Origin of the sequence: Paenibacillus sepulcri, from assembly GCF_042647105.1 — a bacterium.
Classification (GTDB): Bacteria; Bacillota; Bacilli; order Paenibacillales; family Paenibacillaceae; genus Paenibacillus_Z; species Paenibacillus_Z sepulcri.
Genome location: NZ_JBHRUP010000002.1, coordinates 595,270 through 613,029, shown reverse-complemented (window position 1 = coordinate 613,029; position 17,760 = coordinate 595,270). Strand labels below are relative to the sequence as shown.

Genomic DNA, 17,760 nt, shown 5'->3' with positions numbered 1-17,760 from the left:
GTCGAGGAATGACAAGAGCGATTTTGTGAAACGTATTTAGGGTATGGGAAGTATAAACAAGTAGATGAACAGGAGTTGATGCCGAGATGAAAATGAAGCTTGCGCTCTTTCTGGCGGCCATTGCGATCCTGACGGGTTGTTCGGTGGTGGAGCAGATCGACCAGTCTGTGAACTATACAAGCGAAGCGACAACGTATGTGGATCAGGCTGCCGAGTTTGCCCGGAAGCTGCCCGACATGGCGCAGCAGACAGCGAACGATCCGGAGGTAAAGGAAAAGCTGGTGGCAGAGCTGGAAGCCATGAAGCAGCGGGTGACGGATTTCAACGCACTGGAAGCACCTGCTATTGCTGAGGACCTCCATGCCAAGCTGCAGAATTACAACGCTGCGCTCCAGCAGGAGATCGATCAGATTTTGAACAGCTTGTTGAACGACAACCCGGCTGTACAGGCGGTTAAAGATTCCCAGATTGTTCAGACGCTGACTGAGATTACGCGGTTGATGGAGCAGATCAATAATTTAGGCGGGTAAGGCGGCGAATTTACGAGAGTCCTGATAAAACAAAAAACACGCATCTCGTTTGAGGGCGTGTCCTGACAGCTTATTTTGTTGTTTTCAGATGGTCTTGATCGTAAATGACAACCTCTGTTTCCGCAATGGCTCCTATGCTCACATTTTGATAAGGACCCAGAATAATGCCGAATGATTCCCGGTACTCGATCAAAGCGTCGTCCACGATAGGAATACGAAGGCTCTTGCTGGTTTCACCATCTGCGAATGTCACCCGACCATAGGATTTGATAAAGTCGATGTCTTCCTTTGCCGTCTTGGATAGGGTGAAATAGGATACGGTAACTGCTCCTTTGCTTGTACCCGATCGGACCATCTTGACGTTGACAGCTTTGGATTCTTCCAGTTCATATATGACAGCAGATGCGAATTGGACGCTCGCATACTCATCATTGTCCAAGATTGACACCTCGTGGGTATATGGAATGACGACGGGATCTCCCTCACCGGTTTCTTCCAGCACAATTTGGAAGCTTTCAGGCCCTTCTACGAATGGATCTTCAAAGATTGGGATCCGGATCGTCTTTGACGTTTCGCCAGGCGCGAAAATTAATAGGCCGGTAACCGCTTCATAATCGAGTCCGCTTTGAGCAGAGCCGTCCTGGGTTTCATAATGAACCCTGATCTCTCCGTCTGTAGGATACTGCCTGTTCACTGTCACGGAATAATAAGCCTCATTTTCGTTTACATTGCCAAAAGGATCGCTATCGTTAAACAACAGGATATTATGATACTGAATATCGTCATCGTCTCCAACAATAGTGATGGAAGTGGAGGAATTATCGATTGATGACCCACCAGTTGGATTACTGATTTTAAAATGGAATATTTCCCCAATCCCGTCTTCGTATTCACGATCATTGAGAATAGGAATATCAATTCTCTTCCAGTATTCCCCATCCTCAAACACCAGCGTACCGCTTACCGGCAAGTAGTCTTCTCCTGGCGATGCACTAGGATAAGAGGCTTCATCTCCTTCATCCTCACTGAAGGTCGTATAATCAAGCGTAATTCGACCATTCGCGCCGTCTCTGCGCGTTAACAGAATGCTTATATAACCGCTATCTTCGCTTACCGAAGCATAGGATTCATAAATGGTTAGTTTGCCTGCGGGTTCAGGTTTGTCGGAATCGTTATCCCAGATATATATATAGGTTTCGGGATCGTAATCACTATTATCCAACTGCATGCAAAACACCTCGCCACGGTAGATATTTACACCCGCATAAGTGAATTCCTCAATAGAATCATCATAGATCGGGATGGTAATTGTCTTCGAGGCCTCCCCCGGATTAAACGTTACTGAACCTTGGGAAGATTCAGCATCGTAGTCGGCTCCGGGTTCCGCGGGCGAAGTATTTGCATAACAAGTCCCATAGTTTACCGAAGCACTTCTCGTAACATCTGAACGCTTCAATGTCAGCGTGACAAAGCCGTCATTTTCGGTTACCCCATAATAAGGATTCTCCCAATGGATGCCTTGACCGGCTGCATGGACTTCTTTCATCCCTATTAAAGTAAATAACACAGCAGCAATCATGGCACCGCACAACAGAATAAACGTATTTTTCTTGAAACCTTTCATGTAGAACCTCCTGCCCATATCCGAGATTTTTACAATGAAATTTTATCACAAATTTGGTAAATTAAACATGGGTATTCAGTAGTTACTATTTTAAGTAGTTACTATTTTATGAGTTACACATTGAAGACATACAAATCCCAAAGGGGTGACAATTATGGCAATAGTTCGTTTGGCTACTTTAGACGATGTTGATGAACTTGTTCAAATGCGTTGGGAATTCTCAGAAGACGAGCACAGCAAAGGTATAGCGAGCTTTGAAGGGTTTCACATGATTTGTAGCGAATTTTTGATAAAAGCGATAAAAGGCGGAGATTGGTACATTTGGGTTGCGGAGGTTGAAAAAAATATAGTATCGCATATGTATTTGCAACTAATACATAAAGTACCGAAGCCTGGCAAGTCTCCGGACCCTTATTTCGGATATGTTACCAACGTCTATACTCGCCCTCTATTTAGAAGTCAAGGTATCGGTACCAAGATTCATATCGCTATGGAACAGTGGTCAAAAGAGAACAGCGTAGAGTTTCTTATCCTTTGGCCAAATAGCGAAAGTGTGCCGTTTTATTCAAGAAATGGCTTTTTTCGATGTGAAGAAGCCATGGAAAAGCATTGGTGATTTGAGTAAGTGCCATTGAAATTAAAAAGATGCGTCTCCCATGAAGCGAGTAAGCTCATACAAATCCCGCTCGTTGACGTCATATACGATCAGGATCATTTGAACAACACGCCAATGAACATACAGTTTGCTTCCGCTGCCGTCTACGCATTGGAGGAATTATAATTCTTTTTGTTATCCGAATGCGTTTCTTATGGTAGATTATATTTGATCATTCTATAGGGCACGCATGAATAGGAGGCAAAGGAATGGAATTAAAAGTCATGACCTTTAATCTTCGCATCAATGTCAAACAGGACGGTGCAAATGCATGGCCGAACCGCGTTTCGGAAGTGGCTGAGGTCATTCATGAATCTCGTGCATCGATTATTTGCACGCAAGAAGGATCCTACGCGATGCTGAAGGAACTGGAAAGGCTGCTGCCTGATTATGCTTGGGTAGGAGAAGGGCGGCAAGGCGGGCAAGAAGACGAGCACAACGCAATCTTTTACCTCCGAAGCAGCCTGGAAGTTTTACAAAGCGGTACTTTCGGGTTATCGGAGTATCCCGAACAGCTTGGCTTTAGGAGTTGGAATACGGCCTGTCCGCGGATCTGTACATGGGTCCAGCTCGGAATGCAAGGCGGGAAGCGCTTATATATATTCAACACCCATTTGGATCATGTGAGTACGGAGGCGAGAACGAAAGGCATCCAGCTTATTATGCAGCGGATAGGCGGCTTATGCAGAGAGAAAGGAATTCATGCCGTCCTGGCAGGTGACTTTAACAGTTATCCTGAAAGCGATGTCATTACGATCTTGAATGATACGAATCTGATCAATGTATACGCTGCTTTGACTGAGAAGGAGGTTGGCAGCACCTATCATGGCTTTGAGGGCGGCGAAATCGGAGAACCAATCGACTATATTTATGTCACGGAAGAGGTTCAAATCGCATCCGTCCTTATTAATCGCAAGAAGTATGAGGGTCGCTATCCTTCAGATCATTATCCGGTAGTTGCATCGTTAAGGCTGAATTGAGGTTTCTATTCCGGGAAAAAAGATAGAAAAGATTACTATAAAAATGCCGGATGATAATCCAATATGGCGATAAGAACTCTTTTAATCCAGGGTTCTTTTTGGCATGCTCTTCCAATCTCTTGGATTAGCCCACACCATATCATTGCTATTTTCATATATTGTCATATGATGTCTCGGCAAACGGGGGTGTTTATGGTGGGGGATTATTCAACAAAACGGAAAATAGCATCTATTAATATGATTGCGGTACCAAGCTTAATACAAGCTGGCGAATCCTCGACTCTTTCGGGACAAGTACTCGTTAAAGGGCGGGCTGCTGCCGGAATCGTCGTCATCTTCTCCGTACTCGACAGCACGCTTGGCGCCGTTATTCCTGGCATTACGATTACGGATTCCAAGGGCAAATTCACAGCCATATTCAGATCAGCTGTCACCAGCAACCAAGCTGGGTTCAAAGTTGCTTTCGTTTCCGCTGCGCTTCCTTCGTTTCCAGGGGTTTTCACTTCCAGCTCTATTGGCATTCTCGGAGCACGGGGTCTAAAGAACAAGACACGCCGGAGATGGCGGTCTTCTTCCAAGTAATATGAATTTATAAGAGGCACGTTAGCGAGGAGCTTGCCGCGCGGCAGCTCCTTTTTTCGTATGTTTAAGTAACGGACAGTTACGATGAATGTTGAATACATCATACATGACTATTGCCACAATATTTCCTCTGGGATAATATGAACTTATCCTTTTAGAAAGCGAGTGATTATCGTGAGAACCATTAAAGCCGCTGGCCATACATTGACATTCGAGGTGCGGAAGGGATAATAGCTTGCACTGATCCCTTCCGTGCAAATACCAAAATACGGAGGGACCTATATGTCTTTTAGTGTTGACAAAATAAATACCGATTTAGTACGCAGGCTAATAAGAAAGCAATTTCCTCAATGGGCAGACTTACCTGTCAAGCCTGTTGAAAAAGGTGGATATGACAACTTTACATTTCATTTGGGCGATGAGATGAGTGTGAGGCTGCCTAGAGACGAAGGTCACGCTCCGCAGGTTGAGAAAGAAGCGCAATGGCTGCCAGAGCTAAGACCTCATCTTTCGCTGCCTATTCCTGTTCCTCTGGCAAAAGGAAGGCCCGGCGAAGATTACCCCTTTTACTGGTCAGTTAACAGGTGGATTGACGGAGAAACCTTAAAGCATGACAATATCTCAGATATTAATGAATTTGCCGTAGATCTTTCTATGTTTATAAAGGAGCTTCAAACAATCGACGCATCGAATGGTCCTGCAGGTGGGGAGCATAACTATTTTAGAGGTTGTTCTCTAACTGTACTCAACGATTGGACTTTAGCAGCCCTTGAAACTCTGGGGGGGTTAGCAGATGCAGAAAATTGCCTAAAAATATGGCATCAAGCAACAGCATCCGAATGGACAAAAAAGCCTGTTTGGATTCACGGTGACATCAATCCAGGAAATCTTCTTGTCAAGAACGGCAAATTGTCAAGTGTAATTGATTTTGGCATAATGGCAGTTGGCGATCCTGCAGTAGAATTAACCATGGCATGGACATTTTTTGATGACAAAAGCAGGAAAGTGTTTCTTCAATCTACAGGCCTTGATGTTGAAACGGAAAACAGGGCAAGAGGCTGGGCGTTATGGAAAGCACTGATAACATACGCTTGGGAGGATAAGGAATCCCTGTCTGTAAGAGAAGCGAAGAAGGTTATCGATATTTTACTGAGCGAATAGTGGATTGTCAACAGTAAATCAGACAACCTTTTTAAGGGCTTCTTGGCGATACTGAATAGGCGTCATATAGCCTAATGTTCCATGAATGCGATGCTTGTTGAACCAATTAACATAATCGTTTAATTCCAGTTCCAAGTGACGAAGGCTCTGGAAGTTCATCTGGTTTACGAACTCTGTTTTCATGATTTTGTAGGTGGCTTCGGCTACAGCATTGTCGTATGGACAGCCTTTCGCACTTAGAGATCGGCCGATTTCAAAGGTACCTAGAAGCTCGTCTATCTTTTGATTTTTAAACTCGCTGCCACGGTCCGTATGAAACCATTGAATATAACGCAAATCGCCCTGGACGCTCGCAAAGGCGCGGGAAATCAGAGCAGCGTCTTTATTCGGACCTGCACTGTGGCCAATGATCTCTCGATTGAACAAGTCGAGCAGCACACAGATGTAATGCCACCTGTTCTGAACCTTCACATAAGTCAGATCACTGACAACGAAGCGCTTTGCTTCCTCCTGCTCGAATTCGCGGCCCAAAACATTCTCTGTTGTTGCTTCATTAGGAGTGGTTTTATGGGGCTTATATTGAGCCACTGTGTAGGTCGAGACTAGCCCTTGCTCTTTCATAATCCTTCCAATTCTACGTCTGGAAACGACGATTCCGCGTTCCTGGAGCTTAACCTTAATCTTTCGTGTACCGTAAGCTTTTCGGTTATTGTGGAATATCTCTACAATCGCTTCGGTTATATCGTCTTCGTTCAATTGTTCTTTCGCGTCGTAGTAATACGTACTTCTTGCAATTTGCAGGACGTCGCACATTGCTGATACCGAGTATTTATCACGGTTATTCCGGATGATAGCTACTTTCGTCCCATGATCAGCGCTGCTTGCTTTAAAATATCCACTTCCATTTTCAGACGCTGGTTCTCTTTTCGTAAAGCGATCAATTCGTTCTCGTCTGACGAGCGATTGTCCTTCTCCTTGAAGGAACCGCTTGTCTCATCTTGTTTGATCCAGCGGTCTAAAGCAGAGGCTGTGAGGTCATATTCCTCCACAATCGCCGCTCTGGACTTCCCATTTTTATAGAGCTCCACCAGTTGTTTTTTGAATGCTGGAGTAAAGGTACGTCGTTCTTGTTTTGGCATTGTAGAGATCCGCTCCTTCATAATGATAGGTTCATTCTACAAGCCCTTATTTTTTCTGTCCAACTAAGTGTAGACGATCCATAGCGGATATGTATTGTGTCGAGCGATAGTTTATTGCGATAACTGGTCACGTTAGCGGAGGAGCCTTGCCTTATGGCAGCTCCTTTTTTTTTGTTCATTAAGGGACCGGGCAGTCAATCGCGAATACATTATCTTCGAGCGCCCAGGCTAAAACTAAATCGCTGTCTGTCAGGAATTTGCACCTTTGCAATCTTGCTGTCTTATTCTATATCCGTATAACACTTAAAAGGTTTGTGATACATTAATTAAAAATTGATCCAGGGAGAAGTGAAGCTGTTATGCATACGGTAATCGAACCCAAAATTCTGTACTTTGGCTCCTCTGTCGTGCTTATTAGTACGATCAACGAAGACGGGACGCCCAATTTGGCTCCTATGTCCTCTGCCTGGTGGCTCAATCAATCGTGTATGCTCGGGCTCAGCAGCAAGTCACAGACAGTTCAGAATTTGATCCGTGAACACGAGTGTGTGCTTAATCTGCCGTCCATTGACTTGATTCCCGCGGTTGATCGGCTGACCCTGTTAACAGGCCGCAATCCGGTGCCAGAATCCAAAGCAATGAGGGGCTATCAGCATGAAGCAGATAAATTCGGCATCGCAGGGTTAACCCGGCTTCCGTCACAAATCGTTCGAGCACCGCGCGTCAAAGAATGCCCCGTCCATATGGAAGCCAAGTTTGTGAAGCTGCATCCCTTCGAAGAACCAAGTTCCCTTGTCGCCATTGAAGTACGCATCGAAAAAGTTCATATCGAAGATGATCTTCTAATGGACGCAAACTCAAACTATGTCGATCCTTCGAAATGGAACCCGATGATTATGAATTTCTGTGAGTATTTCGGTCTTGGCGAGCAGCTGTCAACATCAAAATTAGCTCCGGTTTTCGGACCGGCGAACTCAGTGAATAGGTGAATAGGAGAAAAAGTGAAATCAATATGACAACAACAGCAGAAGTAGTTTTGAGAAGGTTCGCTCCGGTTCGAAAGTCAGCTTCTGCACACAATTGACGAAGGAGCTGCTTCGGCACGCGAATCCAACTGACCAACTGACCTGCCGACGTTATCCGTTCTCTGCATGCCGCCGGCCCTCATGGATTATTGTCCGAATATCTTGCAACGGCGAAAGCCCAAACAGTCTTTTATATTCACGGCTGAATTGCGTCGAGCTTTGATAACCGACGCGCAGCGCCGTTTCTGTCACATTGACCCCGTCAAGCAGCAGTCTGCGCGCCTCCTGAAGCCGAAGCCGCTTTTGATACTGCAATGGGGCCATAGCGGTTACTTCTTTGAATTTATAGTGCAAATTCGAGGCGCTCATATTCCCCAGTTCGGCCAGTTCCTCAATCGTGAAGGGGCTGTCGAAGTTGGCCTTGATCCAGTCAATCACTTTGCTGATGCCGGAAGCTTCCTGATGCAATAACATGTTATTATAAAAAAGCGCCCCTTCTTCACCGTCTAATAAGCGGTAAATAATCTCTCGTTTCACGGCAGGAGCGAGGTAATTGGCCGCTCTGGCGTCTGACGACAGCCGGAGGAGCTTTTCAAAACCTTCATATACTTCCACGCTAGGCTTTCCTACAAAGATACCCGGCTTCAATCCTGTTTGCGGACGGGGGACCAAATCGGCTTCCGCAGCGACGGCGGCTACTTCTCCCGGAGTAAGCTCGATCCGTAAAGCCATGTATGGCGAATCAGCCGCAGCTTCCGTCACCTGTCCGTTGACCGGCATATCTACGCTTGCGGCCAGAAAGTCTCCCGCTTCATATTCAATCACCTTTGGGCCAATCTGCAGCTTCTTTCTTCCCTGTAAAACGATACAAAGGGATGGCTTGAGGACTCCATGAGATAACAAGGTAGGGCTGCTTTCCTTTAAAACAGTCAAAAAAGGGACCGCCGTCTGCATAATCCTCGCGCTGAAAGGAATTTGCATGCCTGTGACAAGCAGCCGGTTAAGGATCACCTTCACATCTGCCTGATTGTTGTTCATTCCTTTTGTCCCTCTTTCGTTTGTATTCTTAGGCAATATTTAAACATGGGAGAATAAGAAAAGCAATGAGTCTGATCGCTCGTTCTATGAACGGCTTTTTGTAGCATGTCCCTCCTTGTTCAACATTTCTCAATCTGCGATTCAGGATGATTAGGCAGAAAATCCGTATGAATGAACTATCGTTCCAAACGGGAATGCTACTATAATAACTTGTGTCAGGGAAAGATTAAGCAGCTTTTGATGAATCGTTCCCCAGCTAAATACGTTACTCTTTTGAGAACAAGGAGGCTATTCCAAATGAAGTACAAGCAACTCGGCAATACAGGTTTACTGGTATCACGGCTCGCGTTGGGCGCCATGACCTTCAGCAGCGGCCAGGGGATATATAAATTTGTCGGTTCAGTCGGGCAAGAAGAAGCGGAGCAGATGGTAAAAAAGAGTGTGGATGCCGGCATCAACTTCTTTGATACAGCCGATGTTTATAGCGATGGCGAAAGCGAAATCACGCTTGGCCAATCGTTTCGCAACCTGGGGATAACGCGGAAAGATGTCGTAGTAGCTACCAAAGCAGCTATGCGGGTCGGACAGGGCCGCAATGATGTGGGAGCTTCAAGAGGCCATATCATGGATGCCGTGGATGCCAGCTTGAAGCGGCTGCAAATGGATTATATCGATCTTTACCAAATCCATCTCGATGATTTCTTGACTCCTGTTGAAGAAACCTTGCGGGCGCTGGATGATTTGGTTACACAAGGGAAAGTCCGGTACATTGGAGTATCCAACTGGCAGGCCTGGAAAATTGCAGATGCGCTAAGTATTTCGGAACATAAAAACATGGCCCGTTTTGAAACGCTTCAGGCTTATTATTCCCTCGCCGGCCGTGATCTGGAACGTGAGCTGGCACCGATGCTGGAAGCGAAAAAAATGGGTTTGCTGGTCTGGAGTCCGCTTGCTGGCGGTCTGCTGTCAGGCCGTTACGACCGTCACAACCAAAAGGCGGAAGATTCACGCCGGTCGGCAGCCGATTTTCCGATTGTGGACAAGGAGCGCGCCTGGAACATTATTGACACCCTTAAACCCATTGCGGAGGCGCATGGAACAACCCCGGCCGTCGTCGCTTTGGCGTGGCTGTTGACCAGACCCGTCGTAACTTCCGTTCTTGTTGGCGCGAAGCGGCTTGACCAGCTTGAGGCAAATCTGGCTGCCGAGAATCTGGAGCTGACCGATGAAGAAGTTCGGCTTCTCAATGAGGTAAGCACACTTCCGCCCGAATATCCGGGATGGATGGTTGAATTCCAAAAAAATGGAAGGCTGGAGCCTGTCGAGAGGCGTTTTGGTCCGCGGTAGACGCAGGAGATACAGCAATTGGCCGACACCAACCGGTTTCATCATACGCTTGGTCTTCAAACAAGCGGAGTGGCGGAGTTAATATCTCAAGGATTTAGTTGCAGAGGGATTGCTGTCCGTCAATAGCAGGTTAATGTAGAAAAGAGGAAAAGACGGGAAGATTGATTTCAGTACGGGTAGTTATACCCTTGTAAGCATTCCTTTGTAAAGAGGGATGCTTTTTTTATTTAAAAAGAATATTTAAATAAAATGGTAAAGTTAATGATAATGAAACGGGGAACAACACCTTTTTTAAAGGCAGCTGTAATTCTCATTGAAACCCCGGTTCTTGCTTTGTGCATATTTTGGTGCCTGGGATAGCGAATTATGCAGCAGCAGCTTTTTATTTATCCTCCATGTTCAAATAGCAGTCCTTTTGTTCCTGCAAGCTTAGGGTATCAGCGTCAGCGCCTGTTTATCTAAAATCGATCCAAATAGTCGGATGACATAAGCATTATCTCGTTAAAGGCCGCGTAAATCGCGGATTTTTTGCGTTATGGGATAAAGTTTTTGCCAAATTTGAATGACAAGAACTCCTTAGCGTGGTGGTAACCTCTGCTTGTATTGGATCATGGGCATAATCATTAACAGCTTCACCTCTAGGCACTTGCCCGCATAGCTTAATTACATGATCATTATGAGGAGGATATAAGTTTGTACAACAATTATCGAGATACGAATCAGAATCCTATTCAAACCTGCAACAGCATAATAGATGGTTGCTCCAGAGGAACCGGGTATATATCGTTTATAAATAGAGTTAGAGGGGTTTCGGATGAAAGAAAGCAATCTTTAGATACCTGGGATTATGCATTTCGTCAATTGGAAACCCAGGTGAGACAATTTCTCGCTTCCAGCCATAACCCTGTAGTTTTGAATCAATTGTTCCAAAAGAGCCATTTTTTAAATTATGAATTCAACCGGTTTCTTCAAACTCAGCCTTATCATGGGGTTGTTGAGAATATACAGCAGCATTTTGATCCAAATCAAATGTATGATCACAGCGGGAATAAGGTAATCCATGGTCGTGAGACGGTCAACGGAGTTCGCCTCCACTATGTGACCGCTGGCTCCGGTGAACCCTTGCTGCTTGTGCACGGTGCACCAAAGACTTCGTTTTACTGGTATAAGCTTATCCCCCTATTGACTGACCGCTATACTGTCATTGCACCCGATGTTCGCGGTTTTGGGGACTCTGGAAGACCAAAGAGCGGCTATAGTATGGATAATATTGCAGATGATCTCGCACAGCTCATGGAAAAATTGGGCTACAATACGTATAAAGTGCATGGTGAAGACTGGGGTGCGGCTTTCTCTTACGCACTGGCGGGAAAATATCCGGACAGGGTGGAAAAGCTTTCTTTTTCCGAAATGATGTTACCGGGTCTCGGATTAGAAGATTGGTCCGTTTTAAAGCCTGAGAACGTTTATTCCAATCACTGGTTTTGGCATATCATCTTTTTTGCTGTGCCTGATGTCCCTGAGTTTTTAATCTCGGGTAAGGAAAGAGAATTTTGGGACAGATTGATGAGGGACGAGTGTTTGGATCCAAGCGCGATTTCAGAGGAGCTCCTTAATGAAGTCGTTCGCGGTTCTGCCGGTCCGGGAGGTCTGCGTCCCATATTCGAAGTGTATCGCAATGATTTTGAAAACATGGCTTTCGTTAAAAAGAACATGCAGCGAAAACTCACGATGCCTGTGATTGCAATAGGAGGTGAGTATTTCATGGATGGGGAAGTTCATCGCGTAGCCGGACTTATCGCAGAAAACGTAACGCTGGCATCATTAGATTGTGGACATTGTCTGGCCTTGGAACGTCCTGAACAATTGGCTGGTCTGCTTCGCAATTTTATGGGCTAGTACAACGAAGGAGCTGCCGCGCCAGCTCCTTTTGCTTTTTCGAAAAATCTGAGATTTTGTACAGAGGCACTGCTGGGCATTGAACTAACTGGTAATGTACCTCGGTAGGGGAAAAGAGGTGTTATGGAGAATATGTGTTAGATAAGATGAATAACCCTGTGTCTCAAATAAGTTCAGCGCCCCTCTCATGGTTGACGGAAGAGTGATGGTTCCTAAGCACTGTCTGACTGATGAGACGCCATGCAATAGGACTCTTGTTTTTCATGGGTTAGCGTGTCAGGACCTTTAGCTGGCTCGATATCGTTCCAAGGTGAAAAGCTTCGTGAATCAGCTTGAAGTTTAACAAGTCGCCGGAGGTGTTGAATTGGAACGGTCCCAAGGCAAACGGAGTTGAAAGCTTCTCGCCCAGCATTTCAGGTGTCAGCTCAGATAGGCGGGAAGTCTGCGCCGTTAACATCTCGACCAACTCTTCCTTCGTTGGAGGAGCAAACGTCCAGTCCAAGGGCTTTGTTCCTGAGTTAAACAGCGTATCATACGAGTCCGGTATGGCCGACGGGGAGGCGAAGCTTAGGGTAGAATACTTATCCATCCAATAAATCATATGGCCGACATTCCAACGGATTGTATTGTTGAAACCTGCCGTTTGAATGTCGAACAGTTCCTCAGGGATGGCCTGCACCTGCTGCTGCACCAATTGACGTGCGGTTTTTGCCGTGTTGAGAATCATTTCAGACATGTTGATTTCCTCCTTTGATATGAAGCGCTTGATATGTTCCAAGTATAGGTCTCATGAAATCTTCCATCAATGCAGTCGCCATTACCGGAACGTTAAGTATAAGTTAACGATTATTCATTGATTGAGAAAGATGATGGAATGACCATAATCATTGACCATGCATTCAGCGATGCATTTGAAAGCAGGTGTTAGCAATGGAGTTAAAACAATTACAGTATTTTATGGCGATTTGTGAAGAGCTTCACTTCTCGAGAGCAGCCGAAAAAATGGGAGTCAGCCCTCCCAACATCAGCCAGCAAATAAGGAGATTGGAAGAAGAATTAGGGGTACTGTTGTTCGATCGTGTGGGAAAAACAATTGTCCTTACTGAAGCAGGAGCGATTCTTCATGAACATGGTGCTGCCGTGTTCGGGCATCTGCAGCAAGCGAGCGACGCCATTGCTGATCTAAAGCAGATGCAAGGCGGATCGCTATCCATCGGCGTCCTGCCCGGGGACGCGGACCTCATGTTTAATGCCTTGCTGCTGAACTTCCATCAGACCTATCCCACCATCTCGCTGTCCCTTCTGGAAACCATGAAAGTAACAGAACAAATTCTGGACAGAAGCATCGATGTCGGCGTAACCATTGGACCTGTTATCGATGAACGTCTCACGTCAATTCCCCTGTTTCACGAGGAGTTCTCATTGGCGGTGAGCATGAATGATCCCCTTGCCACGGAGCGCATCATCCCCTTGGACAGGCTGAATGCCTTGAAGATGGTCATGTTCCCACCCGATCATCAATACCGCAAGCTGATCGACCGCTTTTGCATGGATAGAGGGTTTACTCTGCAGCCGCATATGGTGACGACGACGTTATCCTCCCTCCTCCAGTTGGTACAGAGCGGAGCTGGCACCTGTGTTCTGCCGAGAATGCTGCTGGATAATCTTCACAATACCGGCATCAAAGTCGTGCACCTCAGGAATCCTACGCCTTCTCAGGACATTTGTCTGATCTACCGCAGCGACAGATATATAGGATACGCCATGCGCACGTTCATTAAGACTTTGAGAGTCTACATCGAAACTGCTATTACAAACATGTGGAAATGAAACTAACACTGGGGCATTGAGTAGGGTTGAAGAGAAACGACGATCAAAAATAGGTATACTGAGCTCTTAGTACAGCGCGGATTTCCAGTTCCCCCGGTTGGATCGGAGTCGGAACGGCTGCACCTTCTGCGAGCAGCGAGGCTTGAAAGGGGATAGGCGGTTCATTAGCCCGTGTTTCCTCTGTTATTTTTACAGGGGTTCTAACCAAGGTTACACCTAATGTTCTTGCAATGGTGTTGGCTTTGCTTTCGGCATTTTGAATGGCAGTCGACAGAGCTTGATTATAGTATATTTCGAGGTTTGTTATAGTGAATCGTATGCTTGAGACGAAGTTGGCTCCGCTCTTGACAGCCGTATCGACGACAAGTCCCGTCTGCTCAACTCTATCTATCATGATCTGAAGCAGATGCGTCACCCGGTAGCCTCTAAAAATTTGGGTTCCATCCTCATAGTCGTACTGAATTTCGATATTGTAAGTGACCGTCTGCATTTGTTCTCTCGGAATGTTTAAGCTTAACAGGGCGTTAATTACGTTTGTTACGGCAGCGGCATTTTCACTTTGAGCGGTTGCAAGACTCGGGCTTTCCGTTATTGCGCCTAGAACAATAATGGCTCTGTTCGGAGCCGTTGAAACCTTTCCTTCCCCTGTAACCTCAATCAATGGCCGGTTATTGTGAGATAAGGGAGCAGCCGTCATAGCGGGTGAAGTCAACGGATGAGAATAATACATAAGCGCATCAACCTTTCCCGTTCATTGATATATATGTATTTATCATCTATCGTGATGATTCCATCCCTTTTGAAGTTTCACGGCGTGACTTCAATTAGCGGAGGCACGACAGCACAATGCCGAATGGCTGCCGCGCGGCAGCTATTCGCCTAGTTGTGACTAACCTTCTGCTGAAATTTATGCTAATCTATTGAAAGTATGAAGCGAGAGAATCCAGAAAAGGCGGGCATATGTCATGAAGCTTATGTTTCCATACGTAAATACAGCGGAAGAAATCGCAGAGGTGGCACGATTGGCGGCGATAATATGGCGCGAATATTATGTATCCATTATTACAATCGAGCAGATTGACTACATGATTGAAAAGTTCCAATCGGTCCCAGCGATTACGGATCAGATCCATCATCAGGGCTATGAATATTACTTAATCCATCAGAATGGCTCTGCAGTCGGATATATGTCGGTCAGAGAAGAGGAGGGCAAGCTCTTCCTGAGCAAGTTTTATATAGGCAGGGAGCACCGGGGACGCGGCTATGCCAGTCAAGCGTTGGCATTCCTGGAGCAGCTCTGCAAAGCCCGGAATCTAAGCTATATTTGGCTGACGGTCAATCGAAATAACGAATCCAGTATCGCAGTATATGAGAAAAAAGGCTTCCGGACCGTACGGGAACAAATTGCGGATATCGGAAATGGATTCATCATGGATGATTTTATTATGAAAAAAGCAATGATGGTTCCATAAGCGAAAAGATGCGATACGCGAGTACAATATGATCAGAATCGGAAATAAATCTCATCTGATAAGAGGTCGATGATGAATAATTGGAAAGCGACTTTACTTTTAGTGTCGGGCATTGGATTTTCAAATTTGGGAAATTGGATATACTTTGTAGCCATTAACATCAAGATTCTTGATCTTACGGGATCAGCAGCGGCTGTTGCTGGATTGTTTGTGATTAAGCCGATCGCTCAATTATTTACGAATCTTTGGTCAGGTAGTATTATAGATCGAGTTAATGTAAGAAAGTTGATGATTTTCGTTGACGTTGTACGGGGATGTCTCGTTTTTATTATTCCGTTTCTTTCTTCGCTTTGGATGATATACGTGATGATCTTCATGATTAGCCTGTTCGGTTCGTTTTTTGGTCCAAGTTCATCTGTTTATATAACAAAGATTGTGCCTGCTGCGGATCGTCAAAGGCTTAACTCAATGATGAGTATGGTAAATTCAGGTGCATTTCTGCTTGGACCTGCGATTTCCGGATTGTTAATTATGACAGTGGATGCCGATTTTTGTATTATCTTTAATGCACTAAGTTTTATTGTCTGTGCTTTAATCATCTTTGTCTTACCCAATGTCCAAAAAAACCCGGAATCGGTTAAGCCAATGACTAAGAAACTTCTTATTGAGGATTGGAAAGTCGTAGGAAGGTTTATTAGTACGGCAAAACTTTTTTTTATAATTTACGTATTGTTTCAACTTGCTATGATAATTGGCTATTCAGTCGATTCACAGGAAGCCACTTATATCCGATTACATTTACAATTGTCGGTAAGCGATTATGGAACGATTATTAGTCTAACAGGCGTTGGAGCATTAGCAGGTTCATCTGTTGCTGCAATAATGGCTAAGAAAATATCTTACCGCTGGTATATGAGTGTTGGCACAGTACTTTCAACTCTGTTTTATATCACTTTTTATGCTTCTTTTAATTTTATTTCTGCTGCTGTTTCTTTTGTGTTATTAGGTTTTTTTATGTCTTTTGCCGGTACAGGTTATACCACTTTTGTTCAAAACCATGTCCCCGCTTCAATTATGGGCAGGTTCTCAAGCTTAGCCGATGTTGCACAAGGCTTAATTCAAATTGTGTTGACTCTTATTATTGGTTTTATTGCGGAATTGATTTCATTACAATTCGTATGCCTTATGGTATGTGGTTTGGCGCTGATATTAGGAATTATACTATTATTAAAAGTTCTTTTTGCTTCAAAGTCCGACCATTTTCATACTCAACACAGCGAAACTTTATAATGCGTTCATTTGAATAGAGAAGCAGGCAACGCACTTATAGTTTCATGGAATAGCCGAGGGCGGCAGTTATCCATTTTTATACGAAATAAAACGGGTCAGTTGCATAGACGCAGCTGTCCCGTTTCCATTCAAACATGTTATTCAAAAACTTCTTTGCAAAAAAATGAAAAATAAATTGACATTGGAGTTGGCTCCAATGGTATCTTGAGTTCATGGAAAAACTTTATTCTATACAAGAGGTTTCGCGGATGCTTGGGATGCCAAAGGATACGCTTCGGTATTATGACCGGATAGGGATCGTCTCGCCGTACCGGGAAGATAATCGGTACCGCAGGTATTCGAAGAACGATCTCATCGATTTGATGAATATTCAGATCATGCAGTATGCAGATTTTACTCTTGACGAGATCAGGGGGAAGTTTAGCTTCCGCAACATGGACAATATCGACCATGCTTACTGTGAGGAGGTTGCCGCTTTCCTCGACGCCAAGAACGCGGAAACGCGCAAGAAGATTGCTCATCTGGAAAAGGTCAGTCGGCTGCTCGACCTCGCAGCCGAAACGCTAAGGGACTTTAACAACGAAAGTGACCAGCGTCTGGCAGAAACCGTACGCGAGATTTACAAGGATATCCACAAGAAGGAACCGGGAATTTCCAAGGAAGGTTGTGGTGAATATCAAGGTTAGGAATTTTTATTATCTGACTGCAGGCATCCTTGCGATGCTGTTTGCCGTCACGCACGTATGGAACGGGCAATCCTCTGAGCTGCCGATGCTCGACATTGAGACGATATCCGTGGAAACCCGGACAGTATTCACGTATGTCTGGCACGTCATCACGGCGGAGAATCTGGTCTTCGGCCTCGCTTTCATTGTCATGTCATTCCAGAACGAGCGATCAAAAATCCGTTTTGCCGCATGGATGATCGCGGCGATCCTGATCGTCCGACTGATGGTAATTCTTGGCGTAACAGCGTTGATTGACACATCGGGGCTTACGGCTACGCTTATAGATTCGATTGCCATCGTAATCTATGTGGCCCTCATCATACTGGGCACAAGAATGAAGAAAAACCAGTACGATGGTCTGCAACCACAGTAACAGAGATGTCCGAATTTTGAGATTTTCAAGTATTGTACTATGATAAACTTGATTCCGTTATTTGATTTCAGCGATAGTATGGGACAG

18 protein-coding genes are annotated in these 17,760 nt (G+C 45.2%); 13 read left to right on the top strand and 5 right to left on the bottom strand.

The annotated features are described in order from the left end of the window. Positions 1-86 precede the first annotated feature (86 nt). Positions 87-530, top strand: a complete 444-nt coding sequence (locus ACFOLF_RS37600) for a DUF6376 family protein (protein WP_210045857.1) — start codon at positions 87-89, stop codon at positions 528-530. A 70-nt stretch (positions 531-600) separates the two neighbouring features. Here ACFOLF_RS37600 and ACFOLF_RS37595 read toward each other — a convergent pair whose 3' ends face one another. Beyond that, a complete protein-coding gene (locus ACFOLF_RS37595; protein ID WP_210045856.1) occupies positions 601-2,154 on the bottom strand; it encodes a Calx-beta domain-containing protein in 1,554 nt (517 codons plus the stop codon). A gap of 154 nt (positions 2,155-2,308) precedes the next feature. Here ACFOLF_RS37595 and ACFOLF_RS37590 point away from each other — a divergent pair, with 154 nt between their 5' ends. The 4 genes from ACFOLF_RS37590 (at position 2,309) to ACFOLF_RS37575 (ending at position 5,532) form a co-directional block, all read left to right on the top strand. Beyond that, on the top strand, positions 2,309-2,770 hold the full coding sequence (locus ACFOLF_RS37590) for a GNAT family N-acetyltransferase (RefSeq protein ID WP_210045855.1): 462 nt from the start codon (positions 2,309-2,311) through the stop codon (positions 2,768-2,770). Positions 2,771-3,018: 248 nt separating this feature from the next. Next, positions 3,019-3,789 (top strand): endonuclease/exonuclease/phosphatase family protein, encoded by a 771-nt coding sequence (locus ACFOLF_RS37585; protein WP_210045854.1) that lies wholly within the window; start codon positions 3,019-3,021, stop codon positions 3,787-3,789. A 237-nt stretch (positions 3,790-4,026) separates the two neighbouring features. Next, complete coding sequence (locus ACFOLF_RS37580; RefSeq protein WP_210045853.1) at positions 4,027-4,371, top strand: hypothetical protein; 345 nt, start codon at positions 4,027-4,029, stop codon at positions 4,369-4,371. Between the two features lie 282 nt (positions 4,372-4,653). Beyond that, positions 4,654-5,532, top strand: coding sequence for an aminoglycoside phosphotransferase family protein (locus ACFOLF_RS37575; RefSeq protein WP_210045852.1), 879 nt, complete (start codon positions 4,654-4,656; stop codon positions 5,530-5,532). Positions 5,533-5,550: 18 nt separating this feature from the next. On the opposite strand, the gene ACFOLF_RS37570 is transcribed toward ACFOLF_RS37575, so the two are convergent. Beyond that, a protein-coding gene (locus ACFOLF_RS37570; protein WP_210047218.1) for an IS3 family transposase occupies positions 5,551-6,671 on the bottom strand; the annotation gives its coding sequence in 2 pieces (ribosomal slippage) (positions 5,551-6,422 and positions 6,422-6,671; 1,122 coding nt in all). A 359-nt stretch (positions 6,672-7,030) separates the two neighbouring features. On the opposite strand from ACFOLF_RS37570, the gene ACFOLF_RS37565 reads away from it, so the two are divergent. Next, on the top strand, positions 7,031-7,660 hold the full coding sequence (locus ACFOLF_RS37565; RefSeq protein WP_210046989.1) for a flavin reductase family protein: 630 nt from the start codon (positions 7,031-7,033) through the stop codon (positions 7,658-7,660). A 147-nt stretch (positions 7,661-7,807) separates the two neighbouring features. Here the strand turns inward: ACFOLF_RS37565 and ACFOLF_RS37560 are convergent, their stop codons facing one another. Then, positions 7,808-8,734 carry an AraC family transcriptional regulator gene (locus tag ACFOLF_RS37560; protein WP_210046990.1) on the bottom strand — a complete coding sequence of 309 codons (927 nt, stop codon included), beginning with the start codon at positions 8,732-8,734 and terminating at the stop codon, positions 7,808-7,810. 297 nt (positions 8,735-9,031) lie between these two features. Here ACFOLF_RS37560 and ACFOLF_RS37555 point away from each other — a divergent pair, with 297 nt between their 5' ends. Beyond that, positions 9,032-10,081, top strand: a complete 1,050-nt coding sequence (locus ACFOLF_RS37555; RefSeq protein ID WP_210046991.1) for an aldo/keto reductase — start codon at positions 9,032-9,034, stop codon at positions 10,079-10,081. A 693-nt stretch (positions 10,082-10,774) separates the two neighbouring features. Continuing rightward, the gene (locus ACFOLF_RS37550; RefSeq protein ID WP_210046992.1) at positions 10,775-11,980 is read left to right on the top strand and encodes an alpha/beta fold hydrolase; all 1,206 of its coding nucleotides are present in this window, start codon (positions 10,775-10,777) and stop codon (positions 11,978-11,980) included. Positions 11,981-12,248: 268 nt separating this feature from the next. Here the strand turns inward: ACFOLF_RS37550 and ACFOLF_RS37545 are convergent, their stop codons facing one another. Continuing rightward, positions 12,249-12,716, bottom strand: coding sequence for a DinB family protein (locus tag ACFOLF_RS37545; RefSeq protein ID WP_210046993.1), 468 nt, complete (start codon positions 12,714-12,716; stop codon positions 12,249-12,251). Between the two features lie 194 nt (positions 12,717-12,910). On the opposite strand from ACFOLF_RS37545, the gene ACFOLF_RS37540 reads away from it, so the two are divergent. Further along, the gene (locus tag ACFOLF_RS37540; protein ID WP_210046994.1) at positions 12,911-13,810 is read left to right on the top strand and encodes a LysR family transcriptional regulator; all 900 of its coding nucleotides are present in this window, start codon (positions 12,911-12,913) and stop codon (positions 13,808-13,810) included. 43 nt (positions 13,811-13,853) lie between these two features. Here ACFOLF_RS37540 and ACFOLF_RS37535 read toward each other — a convergent pair whose 3' ends face one another. Continuing rightward, positions 13,854-14,540, bottom strand: a complete 687-nt coding sequence (locus ACFOLF_RS37535) for an SIMPL domain-containing protein (protein WP_379114693.1) — start codon at positions 14,538-14,540, stop codon at positions 13,854-13,856. 235 nt (positions 14,541-14,775) lie between these two features. Here ACFOLF_RS37535 and ACFOLF_RS37530 point away from each other — a divergent pair, with 235 nt between their 5' ends. From ACFOLF_RS37530 to ACFOLF_RS37515, 4 genes are all read left to right on the top strand, one after another. Next, the gene (locus ACFOLF_RS37530; RefSeq protein ID WP_210046995.1) at positions 14,776-15,282 is read left to right on the top strand and encodes a GNAT family N-acetyltransferase; all 507 of its coding nucleotides are present in this window, start codon (positions 14,776-14,778) and stop codon (positions 15,280-15,282) included. 69 nt (positions 15,283-15,351) lie between these two features. Then, the gene (locus ACFOLF_RS37525) at positions 15,352-16,572 is read left to right on the top strand and encodes an MFS transporter (protein WP_379114691.1); all 1,221 of its coding nucleotides are present in this window, start codon (positions 15,352-15,354) and stop codon (positions 16,570-16,572) included. 212 nt (positions 16,573-16,784) lie between these two features. Beyond that, complete coding sequence (locus ACFOLF_RS37520) at positions 16,785-17,258, top strand: MerR family transcriptional regulator (RefSeq protein WP_210046996.1); 474 nt, start codon at positions 16,785-16,787, stop codon at positions 17,256-17,258. Beyond that, positions 17,239-17,673, top strand: a complete 435-nt coding sequence (locus tag ACFOLF_RS37515) for a hypothetical protein (protein ID WP_210046997.1) — start codon at positions 17,239-17,241, stop codon at positions 17,671-17,673. The genes ACFOLF_RS37520 and ACFOLF_RS37515 overlap by 20 nt, the downstream gene beginning before the upstream one ends. Positions 17,674-17,760: the final 87 nt, after the last annotated feature.